Here is a 16,507-nt window from a genome sequence, read left to right on the forward strand (position 1 = left end):
TTCGCGTTTTTGCCAAGGCCTTTGACCAAGAAGGCCTTTGATCAAGGGAGGCACCTGAGAATGACCGGCCTCGATTCCTGGTACGCCTTTATGAAGTCCCACGACCGCGCCGCGCTCTAGGACCTGCTCCATCCCGATGCCGTGTTCGAAAGCCCCGTGGTGCATTCGCCGCAGCGCGGACGCGACATCACCTTCAAATATCTCGCCAGTGCCGAGAAGGTGCTCGGCGGTCCCGGCTTCACCTATGTCGGCGAGTGGAAAAGCGCCAACGGCGCCGTTCTCGAATTCAAGAATGTCATCGACGGCATCGAGATCAACGGTGTCGACATCATCACCTTCGATGCCGAGGGACGCATCACCCATTTCAAGGTGATGGTGCGTCCGCTCAAGGCGATCAACATGCTGCACCGCCTGATGGCGGAGCAGTTGGCCGCCGCTCAATCATAAGCCAACATCATCACTTCAGACCGCCTGCCGGGAGACCACCATGCCGATCTACAAAGCCCCCGTCGAAGACGTGAACTTCCTGCTCAACGACGTCTTCCAGATCGATCGCTACGACAACCTCGCCGGCTTCTCCGATGCGTCGAGCGACGTGCGCGAAGCCATTCTCGGCGAAGCCGCGAAGCTTGCGGAAGAAGTGCTGCAGCCGCTCAACCGCGTCGGCGATCTCGAAGGCTGCAAGCGCGCCGATGACGGCAGTGTCACCACGCCGAAGGGCTTCAAGGACGCTTTCAAGCAAGTGGCGGAGGGCGGCTGGCTTGGCCTGTCGGCACCAACCGAGTTCGGCGGCCAGGGCCTGCCGGTGACGCTGAGCCAGGCGGTCAACGAATTCCAGATCTCCGCCAACATGGCATTCTCGATGTATGGCGGCCTCACCATGGGCGCGACCGCGGCGCTGATCGTGCACGGCTCGCCCGAGCAGAAGCAGACCTACGTGCCGAAGATGGTGGCGGGCGAGTGGACCGGCACCATGAACCTGACCGAGCCGCATTGCGGCACCGATCTCGGCATGCTCCGCACCAAGGCGGTCCGCCAGCCCGACGGCAGCTTCAAGATCACGGGCACGAAGATCTTCATCTCGGCCGGTGAGCATGACCTCGCCCCCAACATCATCCACCTCGTGCTCGCCCGCATCGAGGGCGCACCGGCCGGCATCAAGGGCGTGTCGCTGTTCGTGGTGCCGAAATTCCTGGTCAATGCCGATGGTTCGGTCGGCGCACGCAACGGCGTGGTATGTGGCTCGATCGAGCACAAGATGGGCATTCACGGCAATTCCACCTGCGTGATGAACTACGACAGCGCCACCGGCTGGCTGATCGGCGAAGAGAACAAGGGCATGCAGGGCATGTTCGTGATGATGAACGAGGCCCGCCTCGGCGTCGCCGTTCAAGGTCTCGCGCAGTCCGAGGTCGCCTATCAGAACGCGGTCGCCTATGCCCGCGAGCGCATCCAGGGCCGCTCGCTGACAGGCGCCAAGGCGCCGGACAAGCAGGCCGACCCGATCATCGTGCATCCCGACGTGCGCCGCACGCTGCTCTCGATTCGCGCCTTCAACGAGGCCGCGCGCGCCTTCGTGATGTGGACCGCGCTGAAGAGCGACGTCGCCCATCGTTCCGAGGACCCGAAGGACCGGCAGGCCGCCGACGACCACATGGGCCTGATGACGCCAGTGCTGAAGGGCTTCCTCACCGATTACGGCTTTGCCAACGCGGTGCAGGCGCAGCAGATGTATGGCGGCCACGGCTATATCGCCGAGCAGGGCATGGAGCAGTTCGTGCGCGATGCCCGCATCGCCATGATCTATGAAGGCGCCAACGGCATCCAGGCGCTCGACCTCGTCGGCCGCAAGCTGCCGCGCGACGGCGGCCGCGCCATCATGGCCTTCTTCGGCGAGGTCATGGCCTTCGCCAAGGAGAACGGCGGCGACGAGGCGCTAAAACCCTTCATCGCGCCGCTCTCGGCCTCGCTCGGCCATCTCCAGCAGGCCACGACCTGGCTGATGCAGAACGCGATGGCGAAGCCGGACAATGCGGGTGCTGCCGCAACCGATTACCTGCATCTCTTCGGCTTCGTCGCGCTCGGCTACATGTGGGCGAAGATGGCCAAGGTGACGCAGGCGAAGATTGCCGCGAGCGGAGCGACGCCCTATCTCTCGACCAAGCTCGTCACCGGCCGCTTCTTCATGGAGCGCATGCTGCCGGAGACCGCCGCCAATCTCGCGCGCATCCAGGCCGGCTGCGCCACCATCATGGAACTGCCGGCGGAAGCTTTCTGAGGCTTCCCGCTTCGCCAATGATCCGACCGCGCCGCGGTCGTAACCAATAGCTGCAATCAGGAGGCTCCCATGGCAGATGCCTATATCTACGACCACGTCCGAACCCCGCGCGGCCGCGGCAAGGCAGACGGCGCGCTGCACGAGGTGACGGCGCTCGCGCTCGCCACCGTGCCGCTGAAGGCGCTGAAGGACCGCAACAACCTGCCCGAAGATTCCGTCGACGACGTCGTGCTTGGCGTGGTCGACCCCGTCGGCGAAGCCGGCTCCGACATCGCGCGCTTCGCCGCGCTCAAGGCCGGCCTCGGTGAAGCCGTCCCCGGCGTGCAGATCAGCCGCTTCTGTGCTTCCGGCCTCGACGCCGTGAATTTTGCCGCAGCCCAGGTGATGAGCGGCCAGCATGAGCTGGTGATCGGTGGCGGCGCCGAATCGATGAGCCGCGTCGGCATCGGCGCCTCCGGTGGCGCCTGGCCGATGGACCCCTCGATGGCGGTGCCGGCCTACTTCATGCCGCAGGGCGTCTCGGCCGATCTGATCGCCACGAAGTACGGCTTCTCGCGCGACGACGTCGACGCCTATGCGGTGCAGAGCCAGCAGCGCGCCGGCACGGCCTGGGATGAGGGCCGGTTCAACAAGTCCATCGTGCCCGTGAAGGACATCAACGGCCTCACCATCCTCGCCAAGGACGAGCACATGCGTCCCTCGACGACGATGCAGTCGCTGGCGCAGCTGCAGCCGTCGTTCACGATGATGGCGCAGATGGGCGGCTTCGACGGAGTCGCGGTGCAGTCGCACCCGGAAATCGAGCGCGTCAATTACGTGCACCACGCCGGCAACTCGTCGGGCATCGTCGACGGCGCCGGCGCCGTGCTGCTCGGCAGCAAGGAAGCAGGCAGCAAGTACGGCCTGAAGCCGCGCGCAAAGATCCGCGCCTTCGCGAACGTCGGCTCCGAGCCGGCGATGATGCTGACCGGTCCGGTCGACGTCACCGAGAAGCTGTTCGCGCGTTCGGGCATGAAGAAGTCGGACATCGACCTGTTCGAGCTCAACGAAGCCTTTGCCTCGGTGGTGCTGCGCTACATCCAGGCCTTCGACATCGACAACGCCAAGATCAACGTCAATGGCGGCGCGATCGCGCTCGGCCATCCGCTTGGCGCGACCGGCGCGATGATCCTCGGCACCGTGCTCGACGAGCTCGAGCGCACCAACAAGTCCACTGCCCTCGTCACGCTGTGCATCGGCGGCGGCATGGGCACCGCGACCATCATCGAGCGCGTCTAAGGATAGGGAGCAACCAACATGGCTTACAAGAACTTCAAGGTTGAGACCGATTCCGACGGCATCGCGCTCGTCACCTGGGACATCCCGGGCCGTTCGATGAACGTGCTAGACGAGACCTCGACCAGCGAGCTCGATGCGATCGTCAAGGAGACCACGGCCGACGCCGCCGTGAAGGGCGTCGTCATCACCTCCGCCAAGGAGGCGTTCTGCGCCGGCGCCGATTTGTCGATGCTCGAGGGCATGAACCAGGCCTACGCCAAGGTCTTGAAGGAGCAGGACGAGACCGCCGCGAACCAGATGCTGTTCGACCAGAGCCGGCGCTTCTCGCAGGTGCTGCGCTCGATCGAGACCTCCGGCAAGCCGTGGGCGGCCGCGATCAACGGCCTCGCACTCGGCGGCGGTTTCGAGATCACGCTGTGCTGCCACTATCGCGTGGCGGCGGAAAATCCCAAGACGCGCCTCGGCCTGCCCGAGGTCAAGGTCGGCCTGTTCCCCGGCGCCGGCGGCACGCAGCGCGTGCCGCGCCTGGTGCCGCCGCAGGACGCGATGACGATCCTGCTCAAGGGCGATCCGGTCACGGTCGAGAAGGCCAAGGCGCTGAACCTCATTCACGCGATCGTCCCTGCGGCAGATCTCGTCAAGGCAGCGAAGGACTGGATCAAGGGCGGCGGCAAGGCCGTCGCGCCCTGGGACGAGAAGGGCTTCAAGCTGCCGGGCGGTCCGGTGTTCTCCAAGGCCGGCATGATGATGTTCCCGGCCGGCAACGCGATCTATCGCCGCGAGACCTACGACAATTATCCGGCCGCGCGCGCGATCATGAGCTGCGTCTATGAAGGCCTGCAGCTGCCGATCGATGCGGCGCTGCGCGTCGAGTCGCGCTACTTCACCTCGGTGCTGCGTTCGAAGGAAGCAGCCGCGATGATCCGCAGCCTGTTCCTGTCGATGCAGGAGCTCAACAAGGGTGCGCGCCGTCCGAAGGACGTAGCCCCGACCAAGGTGAAGAAGATCGCCGTGATCGGCGCCGGCTTCATGGGTGCGAGCGTCGGCTACGTCTCGGCCCGTGCCGGCCTCGACGTCGTCCTGATCGACCGCGACCAAGAGAGCGCCGACAAGGGCAAGGCGCATGCGCAGAAGGTGATCGAGGAGCAGATCAAGAAGGGCCGCGCCAAGCCGGGTGATGCCGAAGCGCTGCTCGCGCGCATTACGCCGACTGCGGACTATGCGGCACTGAAGGACGTCGACCTCGTCATCGAGGCCGTGTTCGAGGATCGCAAGGTCAAGGCTGAGACGTTTGCCAAGGCGCAGGAATATCTGAAGCCGGACGTGATCTTCGCGTCGAACACCTCGACGCTGCCGATCACCTCGCTGGCCGAGGGTTTCAAGGAACAGGGCAAGTTCGTCGGTATCCACTTCTTCTCGCCGGTCGAGAAGATGATGCTGGTCGAGATCATCAAAGGCAAGAACACCGGCGACGTCGCGCTCGCGACCGCGCTCGACTACGTCCGGCAGATCGGCAAGACGCCGATCGTCGTCAACGACAGCCGCGGCTTCTTCGCCAATCGCTGCGTTGGCCGCTACGTCGCCGAAGGCAACGAGATGTTCCTGGAGGGCGTGCCGCCGGCGATGATCGAGAACTGCGCCAAGATGGCCGGCATGCCGGTCGGTCCGCTCTCGCTCTCAGACGAAGTCGCACTCGACCTCGGCCTCAAGATCATGAAGGCGACGGAAGCCGATCTCGGCCCGAACGCCATCAACCCCGATCAGAAGAAGCTGATGGTGGAGATGGTCGAGAACCAGGGCCGTCTCGGCCGCAAGAACAGCAAGGGCTTCTACGACTACCCCGAGAAGGGCAAGGGTCAGAAGAGCCTGTGGCCAGGGCTGTCAGCGCTGCAGCCGAAGCAGCTCGACCCTGACACGCTCGACATCGAGGAGCTGAAGCAGCGCTTCCTGGTGGTGCAGGCTGTGGAAGCCGCGCGCACGGTCGAGGACCACGTCATCACCGACCCGCGCGAGGCGGATGTCGGCTCGATCCTCGGCTTCGGCTTCGCGCCGTTCACCGGCGGCACGCTGTCCTACATCGACTTCATGGGCACGAAGAAATTCGTCGAGCTCTGCCACAAGCTGGAGGCGAAGTACGGCTCGCGTTTCACCCCGCCGAAGCTTCTCGAGGAGATGGCCGCGAAGGGAGAAACCTTCTACGGCCGCTTCGCGCCGAAGAAGGCCGCGGCCTGATCACCCAAGATCATTTGAGAACAAGGGGCCGGATCGTCGATCCGGCCTTTTTGTTTGGGGAGACGTCATCACGGGTGCGTCAGATTTGTTCCCGGCTTGTGGAACCAGTCACAGAATTCGCGTAGGAACCGTGTCAGAGTCCCCGCTGCCGCAGTGTCGCGCTATTGTCATAGGCACGTCAAAGCGGCGCCGTTCTTTTGCTCGGCCCTGGCACTAGTCTTGCTCAGGGTCAGGGCCACGAACCCGGTCGGGACACTTGCCGAGCCATCGGCAGGTTGAAGACGAAATAAGAAAGTATCCTTGATGAACTCTTTGGTGCTGCGGAAGACCGCGCTCGGTCGCGATCTCACCGCAAAATATGCTGTTGGACCCGCCACTCGCCGCCTCTCGCCGCAACGGAAGCCGGCGCGCCTGCGCCGCAAGGGGCCGATGCTTTGGGCCGCCTTGGCGTTACTTGTGCTGGCGGCGGATTTTATGCTGGCTTCCCTCGCCTGGCTCGCCGTCGACTTCGTCATGGGCTGAGACCCCTCGCGCGTGCAGCAGGTAGGCCGCCGCGAAGTAGGCGAGCTGGCAGACGGCAAGACAGATGGCAATGACGGTGACACCCGCCATCATGCCGAATTCGTAAGCGCGAAGAATGATCGCCGAGAAAACTGCGATCGCCGGCGCAATCAATATCAGCGCCCAGATCCTGAAAACATAACCGGTCGCTATTCCCACCAATGCACTTGCGACGATCAGGACCAAGGCAATCGTCAACTTCAACTCCGATGAAAGTACAAATAATCCTCTAACAATTCCGCCAAGCTCGCGCGCTTTACGGGTACTGACAAGACAGCACTACTTACATTCGGCGAACAGTAGTTCATAAGTCTAATGATAGGTACGATGATCCGGCGAGATGGGTTCGCGCCCACCCCGCTCGGGGCGGAATGAGAAGGGGCCGGATCGACGATCCGACCCGTTCTATTTGCGGTCTCCGAACGGCGAGAACGCCCGCCCCGAGACCGCATCGTCGGCAAGACTCGCTCGCCAGCTGCCTTCATCGCCGCGGCCAATGCGGACCTCGAAGCGCCAACCATTCTGGTTGGTGAAGGCGATGTCCGTTCCGCCCTGCTTCCTGGCGTAGCTGCACGGATATTCGGTCGGCCGATCGGGAAAGACGATTCTTCCTTCCTTGCTCTCGAACACGGCCGAGGTGACCTGCGGATGGATCATGAAGATGCAATTGCGCTGCGGCAGGTCCGGCGTCGACAAACCAAGCATCGCGAGCGGCGCGCCCGCGGCAGTCATAAGGACGATCATGTTCATGGCGGCGGCTGTCTCTTGGAGGTGCTCCGCGATTTCGACGTGGCCGCCGATCGAATGGTTCACAATGAAAAAGGCCGGATCGTCGATCCGGCCTTTCGCATGTTGCATCGTGCGATGCGCTTACTTCGCCTGCGCAAGGCCTTCCTTCTTCAGCGCCTCCTGCACCTGCGGCCGCGCTGCGACGCGAGCCTTGTAGGCGGTCAGGTTCGGCATGGCCGAGAGGTCGAACTTCATCCGGTCGCCCCAGGTCAGCATCGTGAAGAGATAGCCGTCGGCCACCGTGAACTGCTTTCCCATGAGGTAGTCGCGGCCGGCGAGCTGGCTGTCGATGTATGTCAGCTTGCCCATGACGCGGTCCTTGAAGAAGGCATCGTTCAGCGCCGGCGCGAAAAGGGGTCCGAAGCTCTTGTGCACCTCCGAGGTGAGGAAGTTCAGCCATTCGAGCAGCTTGCAGCGCTCAGAGCTGCCGTGAGCCGGCGCCAGCGCCTTGGCCGAAGCCTGGTCGGCGATCATCTGGACAATGACCGGGCCTTCGGTCACGATCTCGCCGCTGTCGAGGCCCAGCGCAGGGACCTGGCCCTTCGGGTTCAGCTTCAGATAATCCTCACCATTTTCGAGCTTCTTGGCCCGGATATCGACCTTGACCAGCTCATAGGGCAGGCCGGCTTCCAGGAGCGCGATGTGGGGGGACAGAGAGCAGGCGCCGGGCGAGTAATAGAGTTTCATGGAATTTCCTTCTCTTGACGCTTGGTTGGGCCGAAGGAACGCCTACATGCATCTGCATCCAATAGTCAAGATTGATGCAGGTGCATCGAGTGGGGTAAGAGACGGGACGACGAGCTTGAGCGGGACCATGAAACGCAAACCATCGACCGAGGCAACTTCGGCCTGGATCCGCCTGATGCGGGTGCAGAGCCGCGTGCTCGATTGCGTCGAGCAGGACTTGAAGAAGGCGGGCTTCCCGCCGCTGGCCTGGTACGACGCGCTGCTCGAATTGTCGCGGGCGCCCTCGGGTGAGCTGCGGCCGGTGGAACTCGAGCGGCAAATGCTGATCCCGCAATACTCCACCTCGCGCCTGATCGACCGCCTCGTCGACGAGGGGCTCGCCTCCCGGCGCGAATGCAAGATCGACAAGCGCGGCCAGTTCGTGGAGATCACGGAAGCCGGCCGCGAGTTGCAGAAGCGGATGTGGGGCGCCTATTCGGCCGCAATCGAAAAGTATGTCGGCTCGAAACTGTCCGATGCGGATGCCGTCAAGCTCAGCGGTCTGCTCGACCGTCTCGGCTGCTCGTGCGGCGAGATGAAACTGCCGCCCGTCCACGTCAACGAAACCACGCCGTCGCGATGATCGTGCGGCACACCAGCTCGTCCGTGCACCCCCTGGGTTCACGGACCACCCCGTCACCCGCGCGCCTTCGATCGAAGCGCCCTTTTTGATTAGAGTTTGATATGGCGCGAGACCAGATCGATATGACGCCGCTGCAGTCGCGCGACGAGCTCGTCGCGTGGTTCGAGGCCGGCTGCAAGGACCCGTCCGAATTCCGTATGGGCACCGAGCACGAGAAGACGCCGTTCACGCTCGAAGGCCACCGTCCGGTGCCTTACGAGGGCGCGCGGGGCATCGGCGCGCTGCTCGAAGGCATGAAGCTCCTGCTCGGCTGGGAGCCGATCATGGAGAAGGGCAACATCATCGGCCTCTACGACGTCACCGGCGGCGGCGCGATCTCGCTCGAGCCCGGCGGACAGTTCGAGCTCTCCGGCGCGCCGGTCGAGAACGTGCATCAGACCCAGAGCGAGCTGATGGCGCATCTGGCGCAGGTGCGCGAGATTGCGACCCCGCTCGGCATCGGCTTCCTCGGGCTCGGCATGACGCCGTCCTGGTCGCGCGCCGACATCCCGGTGATGCCCAAGGGCCGCTACAAGATCATGACCAATTACATGCCGAAGGTCGGCCAATACGGCCTCGACATGATGTACCGGACCTGCACGGTGCAGACCAATCTCGACTTCTCCTCCGAAGCCGACATGGTCAAGAAGCTGCGCGTCTCGCTCGCGCTGCAGCCGGTCGCGACCGCGCTGTTTGCCAATTCGCCGTTCACCGAGGGCAAGCCGAACGGCTTCCTGTCGTTCCGCTCCGAGATCTGGCGCGACACCGACAATGCGCGCTCGGGCATGATGCCGTGGGCATTCGAGGACGGCATGGGTTTCGAGCGCTATGTCGACTACGCGCTCGACGTGCCCATGTATTTCGTCAAGCGCGACGAGGATTACATCGACGTCTCGGGCTCCTCGTTCCGCGCCTTCTTCGACGGCCGCAACAACAATCTGCCCGGAGAACGTCCGACACTGTCGGACTGGGCCAATCATCTTTCGACGATCTTCCCGGAGGTGCGCCTCAAGCGCTATCTCGAGATGCGCGGCTCCGATGGTGGCCCGTGGGGCCGCCTGCCGGCGCTGTCGGCGTTCTGGGCCGGGCTGCTCTACGACGATGTGTCGCTCGATGCCGCATGGGACCTCGTGAAGCACTGGACCGCGCATGAGCGCCAGGCCCTGCGCGACGACGTGCCGCGGTTCGGCTTCAAGGCGCGGATCAAGGACCGCTATCTGTTCGAGGTCGCCAAGGAATGCCTCGTTCTGGCCCATGCAGGCCTGCGCCGCCGCGGCCGGATCGACCAGCTCGGCCGCGACGAAACCCGGCATCTGGAGCCGCTCGATCGCATCATCGATTCCGGCCGGACCCCGGCCGAGGAGATGTTGGAGAAGTTCAACGGCGCCTGGAACGGCTCCGTGGAACCGGCCTACGCGGAATACGCGTTCTAGGCCAGAGGCCGACGACCAGGACCTGAGCCGTTCATCGCCCATACAGGTTTGCGGCGATCAAATGACCGGCTGAAAAAACCTGAGCGCCGTCAATAACTCGAAAGCTGTTCCGATGGGGAAGGGCCGCCTGCGTGGGGCCGTCATGGCAAACGTCGTGGCCTGCGCCACGTTGCTTTTGCTCGTGTTTGCGAGCGTGCCTGCGCGCGCCCAGACCGCGTTCGACCGGCCCGGCGGTGACTATTTCAGCTCGCCGGTGACGTCAGGTGACCCCGAGGATTGTGCGCTGCTCTGCGAGCGCGACCGCCGCTGCCGCTCCTGGAGCTTCAGCTATCCCGACGTCGAAGGCGGCTCGGCGGTGTGCTGGCTCAAGAACACGGTGCCGCCGCGCGTCCCGGGCAGCTGCTGCATCTCCGGCGTGCGTGGCGCCGGCGTGATCGAGCCGCGGATCGAAGGCGTTGAAACGTCGATCGACCGCCCCGGCGGCGACTTGCGCAATTTCGAGATCAAGGACGGCGAAGGCGAAGAGGCCTGCAAGGCCGCCTGCATCGCCGACAACAAGTGCCGCGCCTTCACCTATTCCCGTCCCGGCTACACCGGACGTGAAGCGCGCTGCTTCCTGAAAAAGGAAATCAAGCCGCCGCGCCGCAAGGCGGGCTTCACGTCGGGCGTGGTCCGATAGCGCGCGGCGAATTCAGCGACCCGCTCCTCAATTCGCCGCCGACACCAGCCTGTCCCCGCACGCATTCGCGTAGAACTTGCCGCCGCATTGGCGCTTGATGGCAGCGCAACGCACTGCGGGAGACGCATTTTCCGGAACGCTGAAGCCGCAGCTCTGGCCGTCGGCACCGCGGCCCGTCTTGCCGGCGGCAAAGGCGGCACTGGAGGCAGTGATGCAGACGACGAGCAAGGCCGCGGCGGCGATTTCGATCAGCAGTCTCATGGGGCGTTTCCTCCACACTGATGGCTGAATCTGCCCCCAATCTAGCACCGAATCGGCAGCTCTCCGTACGCTTCCGGGCTCCCAAATCGGCCCGTTCCTTGCATAAATTTACGCCAGCGCAGTGCACGGCCGCGCCAGCGATGGTTCCGGTGCAGGGGCAAGACGCGTAGAGTTAGTGGTGTTCTCGCGACCAGGAAGTGACGGCCTTGCAAGATCAATCGTTCCAGCCAAGTTTGCCGGCCTCCGGCCAGCCCATCGACGAACTCGCGCTGGCTGACGTCAAGGGCGCGATCCTGGCGAAGCTGCGCCTTGCCATCGGCAAGGATGCGGGCATGGCGACCAAGCACGACTGGTACCAGGCCGCAGCGCTCGCGCTGCGCGACCGCATCGTGCATCGCTGGCTCACGGCCGAGAAGCACAGCTACGATGCGGGACGCAAGCGCGTCTATTATCTCTCGCTCGAATTCCTGATCGGCCGTCTCTTCACCGACGCGCTGAACAACATGGGGCTGCTCAAGATCTTCGAGGTCGCGCTCGGCGATCTCGGCGTATCGCTGCCTGAGCTCCGCAAATGCGAGCCGGATGCCGCGCTCGGCAATGGCGGCCTGGGGCGGCTCGCCGCCTGCTTCATGGAGAGCATGGCCACACTCTCGATCCCCGCGATCGGCTACGGCATCCGCTACGATTACGGCCTGTTCCGCCAGATCATCAATCAGGGCTGGCAGCAGGAATATCCGGACGAATGGCTGAGCTTCGGCAATCCCTGGGAATTGCAGCGGCCCGAGGTGATCTATCACGTCCATTTCGGCGGTGGCATCGAGCATGTCGACGACAAGGGCCGCGACCGCGCGATCTGGCATCCGGCCGAGACCGTGCAGGCGATCGCCTATGACACCCCGATCGTCGGCTGGCGCGGCCAGCACGTCAACGCGCTCCGCCTGTGGTCGGCACGCTCGCCCGATCCGTTGAAGCTCGACGCCTTCAACAAGGGCGACTATGTCAGCGCCAGCGCCGAGCAGTCGCGCGCGGAAGCGATCTGCAAATTCCTTTATCCGAACGACGAAAGCCCGGCGGGCCGCGAGCTGCGGCTGCGCCAGGAGTATTTCTTCGTCTCCGCCTCGCTGCAGGACCTGGTCAATCGGCACCTGACCTCGGACGGCCAGCTTCGCAGCCTCGCGATGAAGGTCGCGGTCCAGCTCAACGACACGCATCCGAGCCTCGCCGTCACCGAGCTGATGCGCATCCTGGTCGACCTGCACAATTTCCGCTGGGACGAGGCCTGGAAGATCACGGTCGCAACGCTGTCCTACACCAACCACACGCTGTTGCCCGAGGCGCTGGAGACCTGGCCGGTCGAGCTGTTCGAGCGGCTGTTGCCGCGCCATCTCGAGATCATCTACCGCATCAACGTGCAGCATCTCGCGCTGGCCGAAGCGCGCGCGCCGGGCGACATCGATTTCCGCGCCTCGGTCTCGCTGATCGACGAGAGGAGCGGACGCCGTGTGCGCATGGGCCAGCTCGCCTTCGTCGGCTCGCACCGCATCAACGGCGTCTCGGCGATGCATTCGGACCTGATGCGCGAGACCGTGTTCCACGATCTCAACCATCTCTATCCCGGCCGCATCACCAACAAGACCAACGGCATCACCTTCCGCCGCTGGCTGATGCTGGCGAACCCAAAGCTGACCGACCTCTTGCGCGAGACCTGCGGCGAAGCCGTGCTCGACGATCCGACACAGCTCTCGCTGATCGAAGCCCGCGCCAGCGACGTCGAATTCCAGAAGAAGTTCCGCAGCGTCAAGCTTCACAACAAGACCGCGCTGGCGCGCCTGATCGGCGAGCGGCTCGGCATCAAGGTCGATCCGACCGCGCTGTTCGACGTGCAGATCAAGCGCATTCACGAATACAAGCGCCAGCTCCTCAACATCATCGAGACGGTGGCGCTGTACCAGGCGATGAAGGACGATCCCAACGGCAACTGGGTGCCGCGGGTCAAGATCTTCGCCGGCAAGGCGGCGGCGAGCTACCGATACGCAAAACTGATCATCAAGCTGGTCAACGACGTCGCGGAGGTCGTCAACAACGATCCCTCGATCGGCGGCAAGCTCAAGGTCGTCTTCCTGCCGGACTACAATGTCAGCCTTGCGGAGGTGATCATTCCCGCGGCCGACCTGTCCGAGCAGATCTCGACCGCCGGCATGGAGGCCTCCGGCACCGGCAACATGAAGCTGTCACTGAACGGCGCCCTCACCATCGGCACGCTCGACGGCGCCAATATCGAGATCCGCGACCATGTCGGCGCGGAGAACATCGCGATCTTCGGCATGGAGGCCGGCGACGTGATGATCCGCCGCAAGCAGGGGCTGGATGCCTCCGACGTGATCCGCAATTCGCCAAAGCTCCAGCGCGCCATCAATGCGATCGGCACCGGCGAGTTCTCGCCCGGCGATCCCGGCCGCTTCGAATCCATCGCGCACGCGCTTCGCTATCTCGACCACTACATGGTCAGCGCCGATTTCGATTCCTATTACGAAGCGCAGCGCAGCGTCGACGCGCGCTGGCAGGTGGCGCCGGCCTGGACGCGCGCCTCCATCCTCAATGTCGCGCGCATGGCATGGTTCTCCTCGGACCGCACCATCCGCGAATATGCCGAGGAGATCTGGAACGTGCCGGTCAATCCGACCACGCCGCTGCTGCCGGATCTGCGCGACGTCGCAGGCTGATTTTCCACGACGCGAAATCGACTATCCCAGAGGTAATTGCACAAGCCGGCGGCGGACGTGGTATGACGTCCGTCATTGAAAGCCGGATCAGACAATGCACGCCAAGCTTCCGCATCCCTTCGACGACGCCACCCGCATCAGCGCCGGCGACTCCAGCTGGCAGGGACACACCAGCGACGATTACTGGGCCTTTGTCGGCCCGTTCGGCGGCGCCACGGCCGCGACCATCCTGCGTGCGCTGATCGACCATCCGCAGCGCGCCGGCGATCCTCTGGCGCTGACCGTCAATTACTGCGCGCCGATCGCGAAGGGGCCGTTCGATCTCGACGTGCGGCTGGTGAAGGCCAATCGCTCCAGCCAACATTGGAGCGTCGAACTGTCGCAGGGCGGCGGCGAGGTCGCGACGCTCGCCACCGCCGTGTTCGCCGAGCGCCGGCCGTCCTGGGAGCACAGGGTGGCGCAATATCCGGACGCGAAGCCGTTCGAGCAGACGCTGCCCTTCCCGAAAATCGCGGCGTCCTGGGCCAACCAGTATGAATTCCGCTTCGTCGAGGGCGAGATGCGGATCGGCCCACCGCAGACCGAGCTCGCTGGCACCTATTCCAAGCTCTGGATCGGCGACCGCACGCCGCGCAAGCTCGACATGCTGTCGCTGATGTCGATGTCGGACGCCTTCTTCGGCCGCATCTTCCACGCGCGGCGCGAGTTGGTGCCGTTCGGCACGGTGTCGCTGACGACGTATTTTCACACCGACAGCGAAGAGCTCGCCGCCGAGGACATCACGCGCGTGCTCGCGACGGCCGATTCGAAGATCATGCACAAGAGCTATGCCGATCAGAACGCCGAGCTGTGGTCGCCGAACGGCAGGCTGCTCGCGACCACCACACAGATTGCGTATTTCAAGGCCTGATATCTCGCTCCGGTGTCGTCCCCGCCTTCGGGGACGACACCGAGTGTGAGGTTCGCGCTACTCGCCACAAACAAAAAGGGCGGCCTCGCGGCCGCCCTTTTGCATTTCGAATGATGCGAGAGATTACTCCGCCGCGAGCTTCACGTCCGGCGCGGCCGCGCGGACTTCGGCGTCGACCTGGGCTTCGAACTTGGCAAAGTTCTTCTGGAACATGCCGACCAGCGCGCGGGCGGTCTTGTCGAACTCGTCCTTGTCCTTCCAGGTGTTCACCGGGTTCAGGATCTCGGCCGGCACGCCCGGCAGCGCGGTCGGGACCGCAAAGCCGAAATATTTGTCAGTGCGGAATTCGACGTTGCGAAGCGAGCCGTCGAGCGCGGCGGTAAGCAGCGCGCGCGTCACCTTGATCGGCATGCGCGAGCCGGTGCCATACTTGCCGCCGGTCCAGCCGGTGTTGACCAGCCAGCAATCGACATTGTGCTGGGCGATGAGGTCGCGCAGCATGTTGCCATAGACGCTCGGGTCGAGCGGCAGGAAGGGCGAACCGAAGCAGGTGGAGAATTCCGGCTGCGGCTCGTTGCCGAGACCGCGCTCGGTGCCGGCGACCTTGGCGGTGTAGCCGGACAGGAAGTGATACATCGCCTGCGCCGGCGAGAGCTTTGCGATCGGCGGCAGCACGCCGAAGGCGTCGGCGGCGAGCATCACCACGTTCTTCGGCTGCGGCGCGCGGCCGGTGCGCGAAGCGTTCGGGATGAAGTCGAGCGGGTACGCGGAGCGCGTGTTCTCGGTCTTGGAGCCGTCGTCGAAATCGACGATTCGGGTGTCCTCGTCGAGCACGCAGTTCTCGAGCACCGCGCCGAAGCGCGTCGACGCCGCGTAGATCTCCGGCTCGGCTTCCTGCGAGAGCTTGATGCACTTGGCGTAGCAGCCGCCCTCGAAGTTGAAGACGCCGTTCGGGCCCCAGCCATGCTCGTCGTCGCCGATCAGCGTGCGGTTCGGATCGGCCGACAGCGTGGTCTTGCCGGTGCCTGACAGCCCGAAGAAGATCGCGGTGTCGCCATTGGCGCCGACATTGGCCGAGCAGTGCATCGGCATCACGCCACGCTCGGGCAGATAGTAGTTCAGCGTGGTGAAGACCGACTTCTTCATCTCGCCGGCATAATAAGACCCGCCGATCAGGACGATCTTGCGGGCGAAATCGATCGCGACGACGTTCTCCGACTTGCAGCCGTGGCGCTTGGGATCGGCGCGGAAGCTCGGCATGTCGATGATGGTCAGCTCCGGCGTGAAGCTCGGCAGTTCGACCGCCTCGGGGCGAATCAGCAGAGTGCGGATGAACAGCGAGTGCCAGGCGAGCTCGGTGAACACGCGGGTCTTGATCCGGTAGGCCGGATCGGCGCCGCCATAGAGGTCCTGCGCGAACAGGCTCTTGCCTTCAGCGTGCTTGAGGAAGTCCTGGTAGAGCGTCTCGAACTGTTCGGCGGTGATCGACTGGTTGCCCGCCCACCACATCTTCTTGTCGGTGGTGGCGTCACGCACCGTGAACTTGTCCTTCGGGCTGCGACCGGTGAACTCGCCGGTGTCGGCGCAAAGCGAGCCGTCCGCCGACAGCACCGCCTCGCCCGCGGAAAGCGAGTATTGATAGAGTTGCGGCGCGCCGAGGTTCCAGTGAACCTGTTTGAGATTCTTTAAGCCGAACTTGTCGGCACCGAAGGCACCGTTGCGCACGCCCGTCTCTTGCACGAAAAATCCTCCTAGAACCCGCGACACTCAGCGCGACCAAGCTTTGGCGCCATCGCGGTCACCGTGAATTACAGGCCGTCCGGCCTCGGTTGAACGACGTAATAATGGTGAACGCTGGCGTTGCCAAGCCGATCCCGCAGGATTTGGTTTATTCAAGGACCGCGCCAAACGTCGCGCATGTCAGCCCTGTGCGGGTGCATCAAAAAATCACGAATGATCGCGCAACCAAATGCGCAATTCGGCGTTTCCTGTGGTTATTGCGACGCACAATCGCA

General features: G+C 64.0%; 13 protein-coding genes and 1 pseudogene. 9 read left to right on the forward strand and 5 right to left on the reverse strand.

What is annotated here, in order from left to right:
* Positions 1 to 60 precede the first annotated feature (60 nt).
* From BJ6T_RS41590 to BJ6T_RS41605, 4 genes and pseudogenes are all read left to right on the forward strand, one after another.
* Positions 61 to 447, forward strand: a pseudogene (locus tag BJ6T_RS41590) (nuclear transport factor 2 family protein).
* Between the two features lie 40 nt (positions 448 to 487).
* Positions 488 to 2,278, forward strand: a complete 1,791-nt coding sequence (locus BJ6T_RS41595) for an acyl-CoA dehydrogenase C-terminal domain-containing protein (protein WP_014498529.1) — start codon at positions 488 to 490, stop codon at positions 2,276 to 2,278.
* Between the two features lie 69 nt (positions 2,279 to 2,347).
* Complete coding sequence (locus tag BJ6T_RS41600; RefSeq protein WP_014498530.1) at positions 2,348 to 3,556, forward strand: acetyl-CoA C-acetyltransferase; 1,209 nt, start codon at positions 2,348 to 2,350, stop codon at positions 3,554 to 3,556.
* Positions 3,557 to 3,574: 18 nt separating this feature from the next.
* On the forward strand, positions 3,575 to 5,788 hold the full coding sequence (locus BJ6T_RS41605) for an FAD-dependent oxidoreductase (protein WP_014498531.1): 2,214 nt from the start codon (positions 3,575 to 3,577) through the stop codon (positions 5,786 to 5,788).
* Between the two features lie 450 nt (positions 5,789 to 6,238).
* On the opposite strand, the gene BJ6T_RS41610 is transcribed toward BJ6T_RS41605, so the two are convergent.
* The 3 genes from BJ6T_RS41610 to gstA form a co-directional block, all read right to left on the reverse strand.
* The gene (locus BJ6T_RS41610) at positions 6,239 to 6,547 is read right to left on the reverse strand and encodes a hypothetical protein (RefSeq protein ID WP_014498532.1); all 309 of its coding nucleotides are present in this window, start codon (positions 6,545 to 6,547) and stop codon (positions 6,239 to 6,241) included.
* Between the two features lie 207 nt (positions 6,548 to 6,754).
* Complete coding sequence (locus BJ6T_RS41615) at positions 6,755 to 7,099, reverse strand: hypothetical protein (protein ID WP_141379206.1); 345 nt, start codon at positions 7,097 to 7,099, stop codon at positions 6,755 to 6,757.
* 120 nt (positions 7,100 to 7,219) lie between these two features.
* Complete coding sequence (gene gstA / locus BJ6T_RS41620; RefSeq protein ID WP_014498534.1) at positions 7,220 to 7,825, reverse strand: glutathione transferase GstA; 606 nt, start codon at positions 7,823 to 7,825, stop codon at positions 7,220 to 7,222.
* Between the two features lie 127 nt (positions 7,826 to 7,952).
* On the opposite strand from gstA, the gene BJ6T_RS41625 reads away from it, so the two are divergent.
* From BJ6T_RS41625 to BJ6T_RS41635, 3 genes are all read left to right on the forward strand, one after another.
* Positions 7,953 to 8,447: a MarR family winged helix-turn-helix transcriptional regulator gene (locus tag BJ6T_RS41625; protein ID WP_014498535.1), complete on the forward strand. Its 495-nt coding sequence runs from the start codon at positions 7,953 to 7,955 to the stop codon at positions 8,445 to 8,447.
* A gap of 101 nt (positions 8,448 to 8,548) precedes the next feature.
* Entirely contained in the window at positions 8,549 to 9,919 is a 1,371-nt protein-coding gene (locus BJ6T_RS41630) for a glutamate--cysteine ligase (RefSeq protein WP_014498536.1), read from the forward strand.
* 112 nt (positions 9,920 to 10,031) lie between these two features.
* Positions 10,032 to 10,598: a PAN domain-containing protein gene (locus BJ6T_RS41635; protein WP_014498537.1), complete on the forward strand. Its 567-nt coding sequence runs from the start codon at positions 10,032 to 10,034 to the stop codon at positions 10,596 to 10,598.
* Positions 10,599 to 10,625: 27 nt separating this feature from the next.
* Here BJ6T_RS41635 and BJ6T_RS41640 read toward each other — a convergent pair whose 3' ends face one another.
* Positions 10,626 to 10,859: a hypothetical protein gene (locus tag BJ6T_RS41640; RefSeq protein ID WP_014498538.1), complete on the reverse strand. Its 234-nt coding sequence runs from the start codon at positions 10,857 to 10,859 to the stop codon at positions 10,626 to 10,628.
* 206 nt (positions 10,860 to 11,065) lie between these two features.
* Between BJ6T_RS41640 and BJ6T_RS41645 the strand changes: the two genes are divergently transcribed.
* Positions 11,066 to 13,582 carry a glycogen/starch/alpha-glucan phosphorylase gene (locus BJ6T_RS41645; protein ID WP_014498539.1) on the forward strand — a complete coding sequence of 839 codons (2,517 nt, stop codon included), beginning with the start codon at positions 11,066 to 11,068 and terminating at the stop codon, positions 13,580 to 13,582.
* Between the two features lie 94 nt (positions 13,583 to 13,676).
* On the forward strand, positions 13,677 to 14,492 hold the full coding sequence (locus BJ6T_RS41650) for an acyl-CoA thioesterase (RefSeq protein ID WP_014498540.1): 816 nt from the start codon (positions 13,677 to 13,679) through the stop codon (positions 14,490 to 14,492).
* A 123-nt stretch (positions 14,493 to 14,615) separates the two neighbouring features.
* Here BJ6T_RS41650 and BJ6T_RS41655 read toward each other — a convergent pair whose 3' ends face one another.
* A complete protein-coding gene (locus BJ6T_RS41655) occupies positions 14,616 to 16,232 on the reverse strand; it encodes a phosphoenolpyruvate carboxykinase (RefSeq protein ID WP_014498541.1) in 1,617 nt (538 codons plus the stop codon).
* Positions 16,233 to 16,507: the final 275 nt, after the last annotated feature.

It is taken from the genome of Bradyrhizobium japonicum USDA 6, assembly GCF_000284375.1.
GTDB lineage: Bacteria > Pseudomonadota > Alphaproteobacteria > Rhizobiales > Xanthobacteraceae > Bradyrhizobium > Bradyrhizobium japonicum.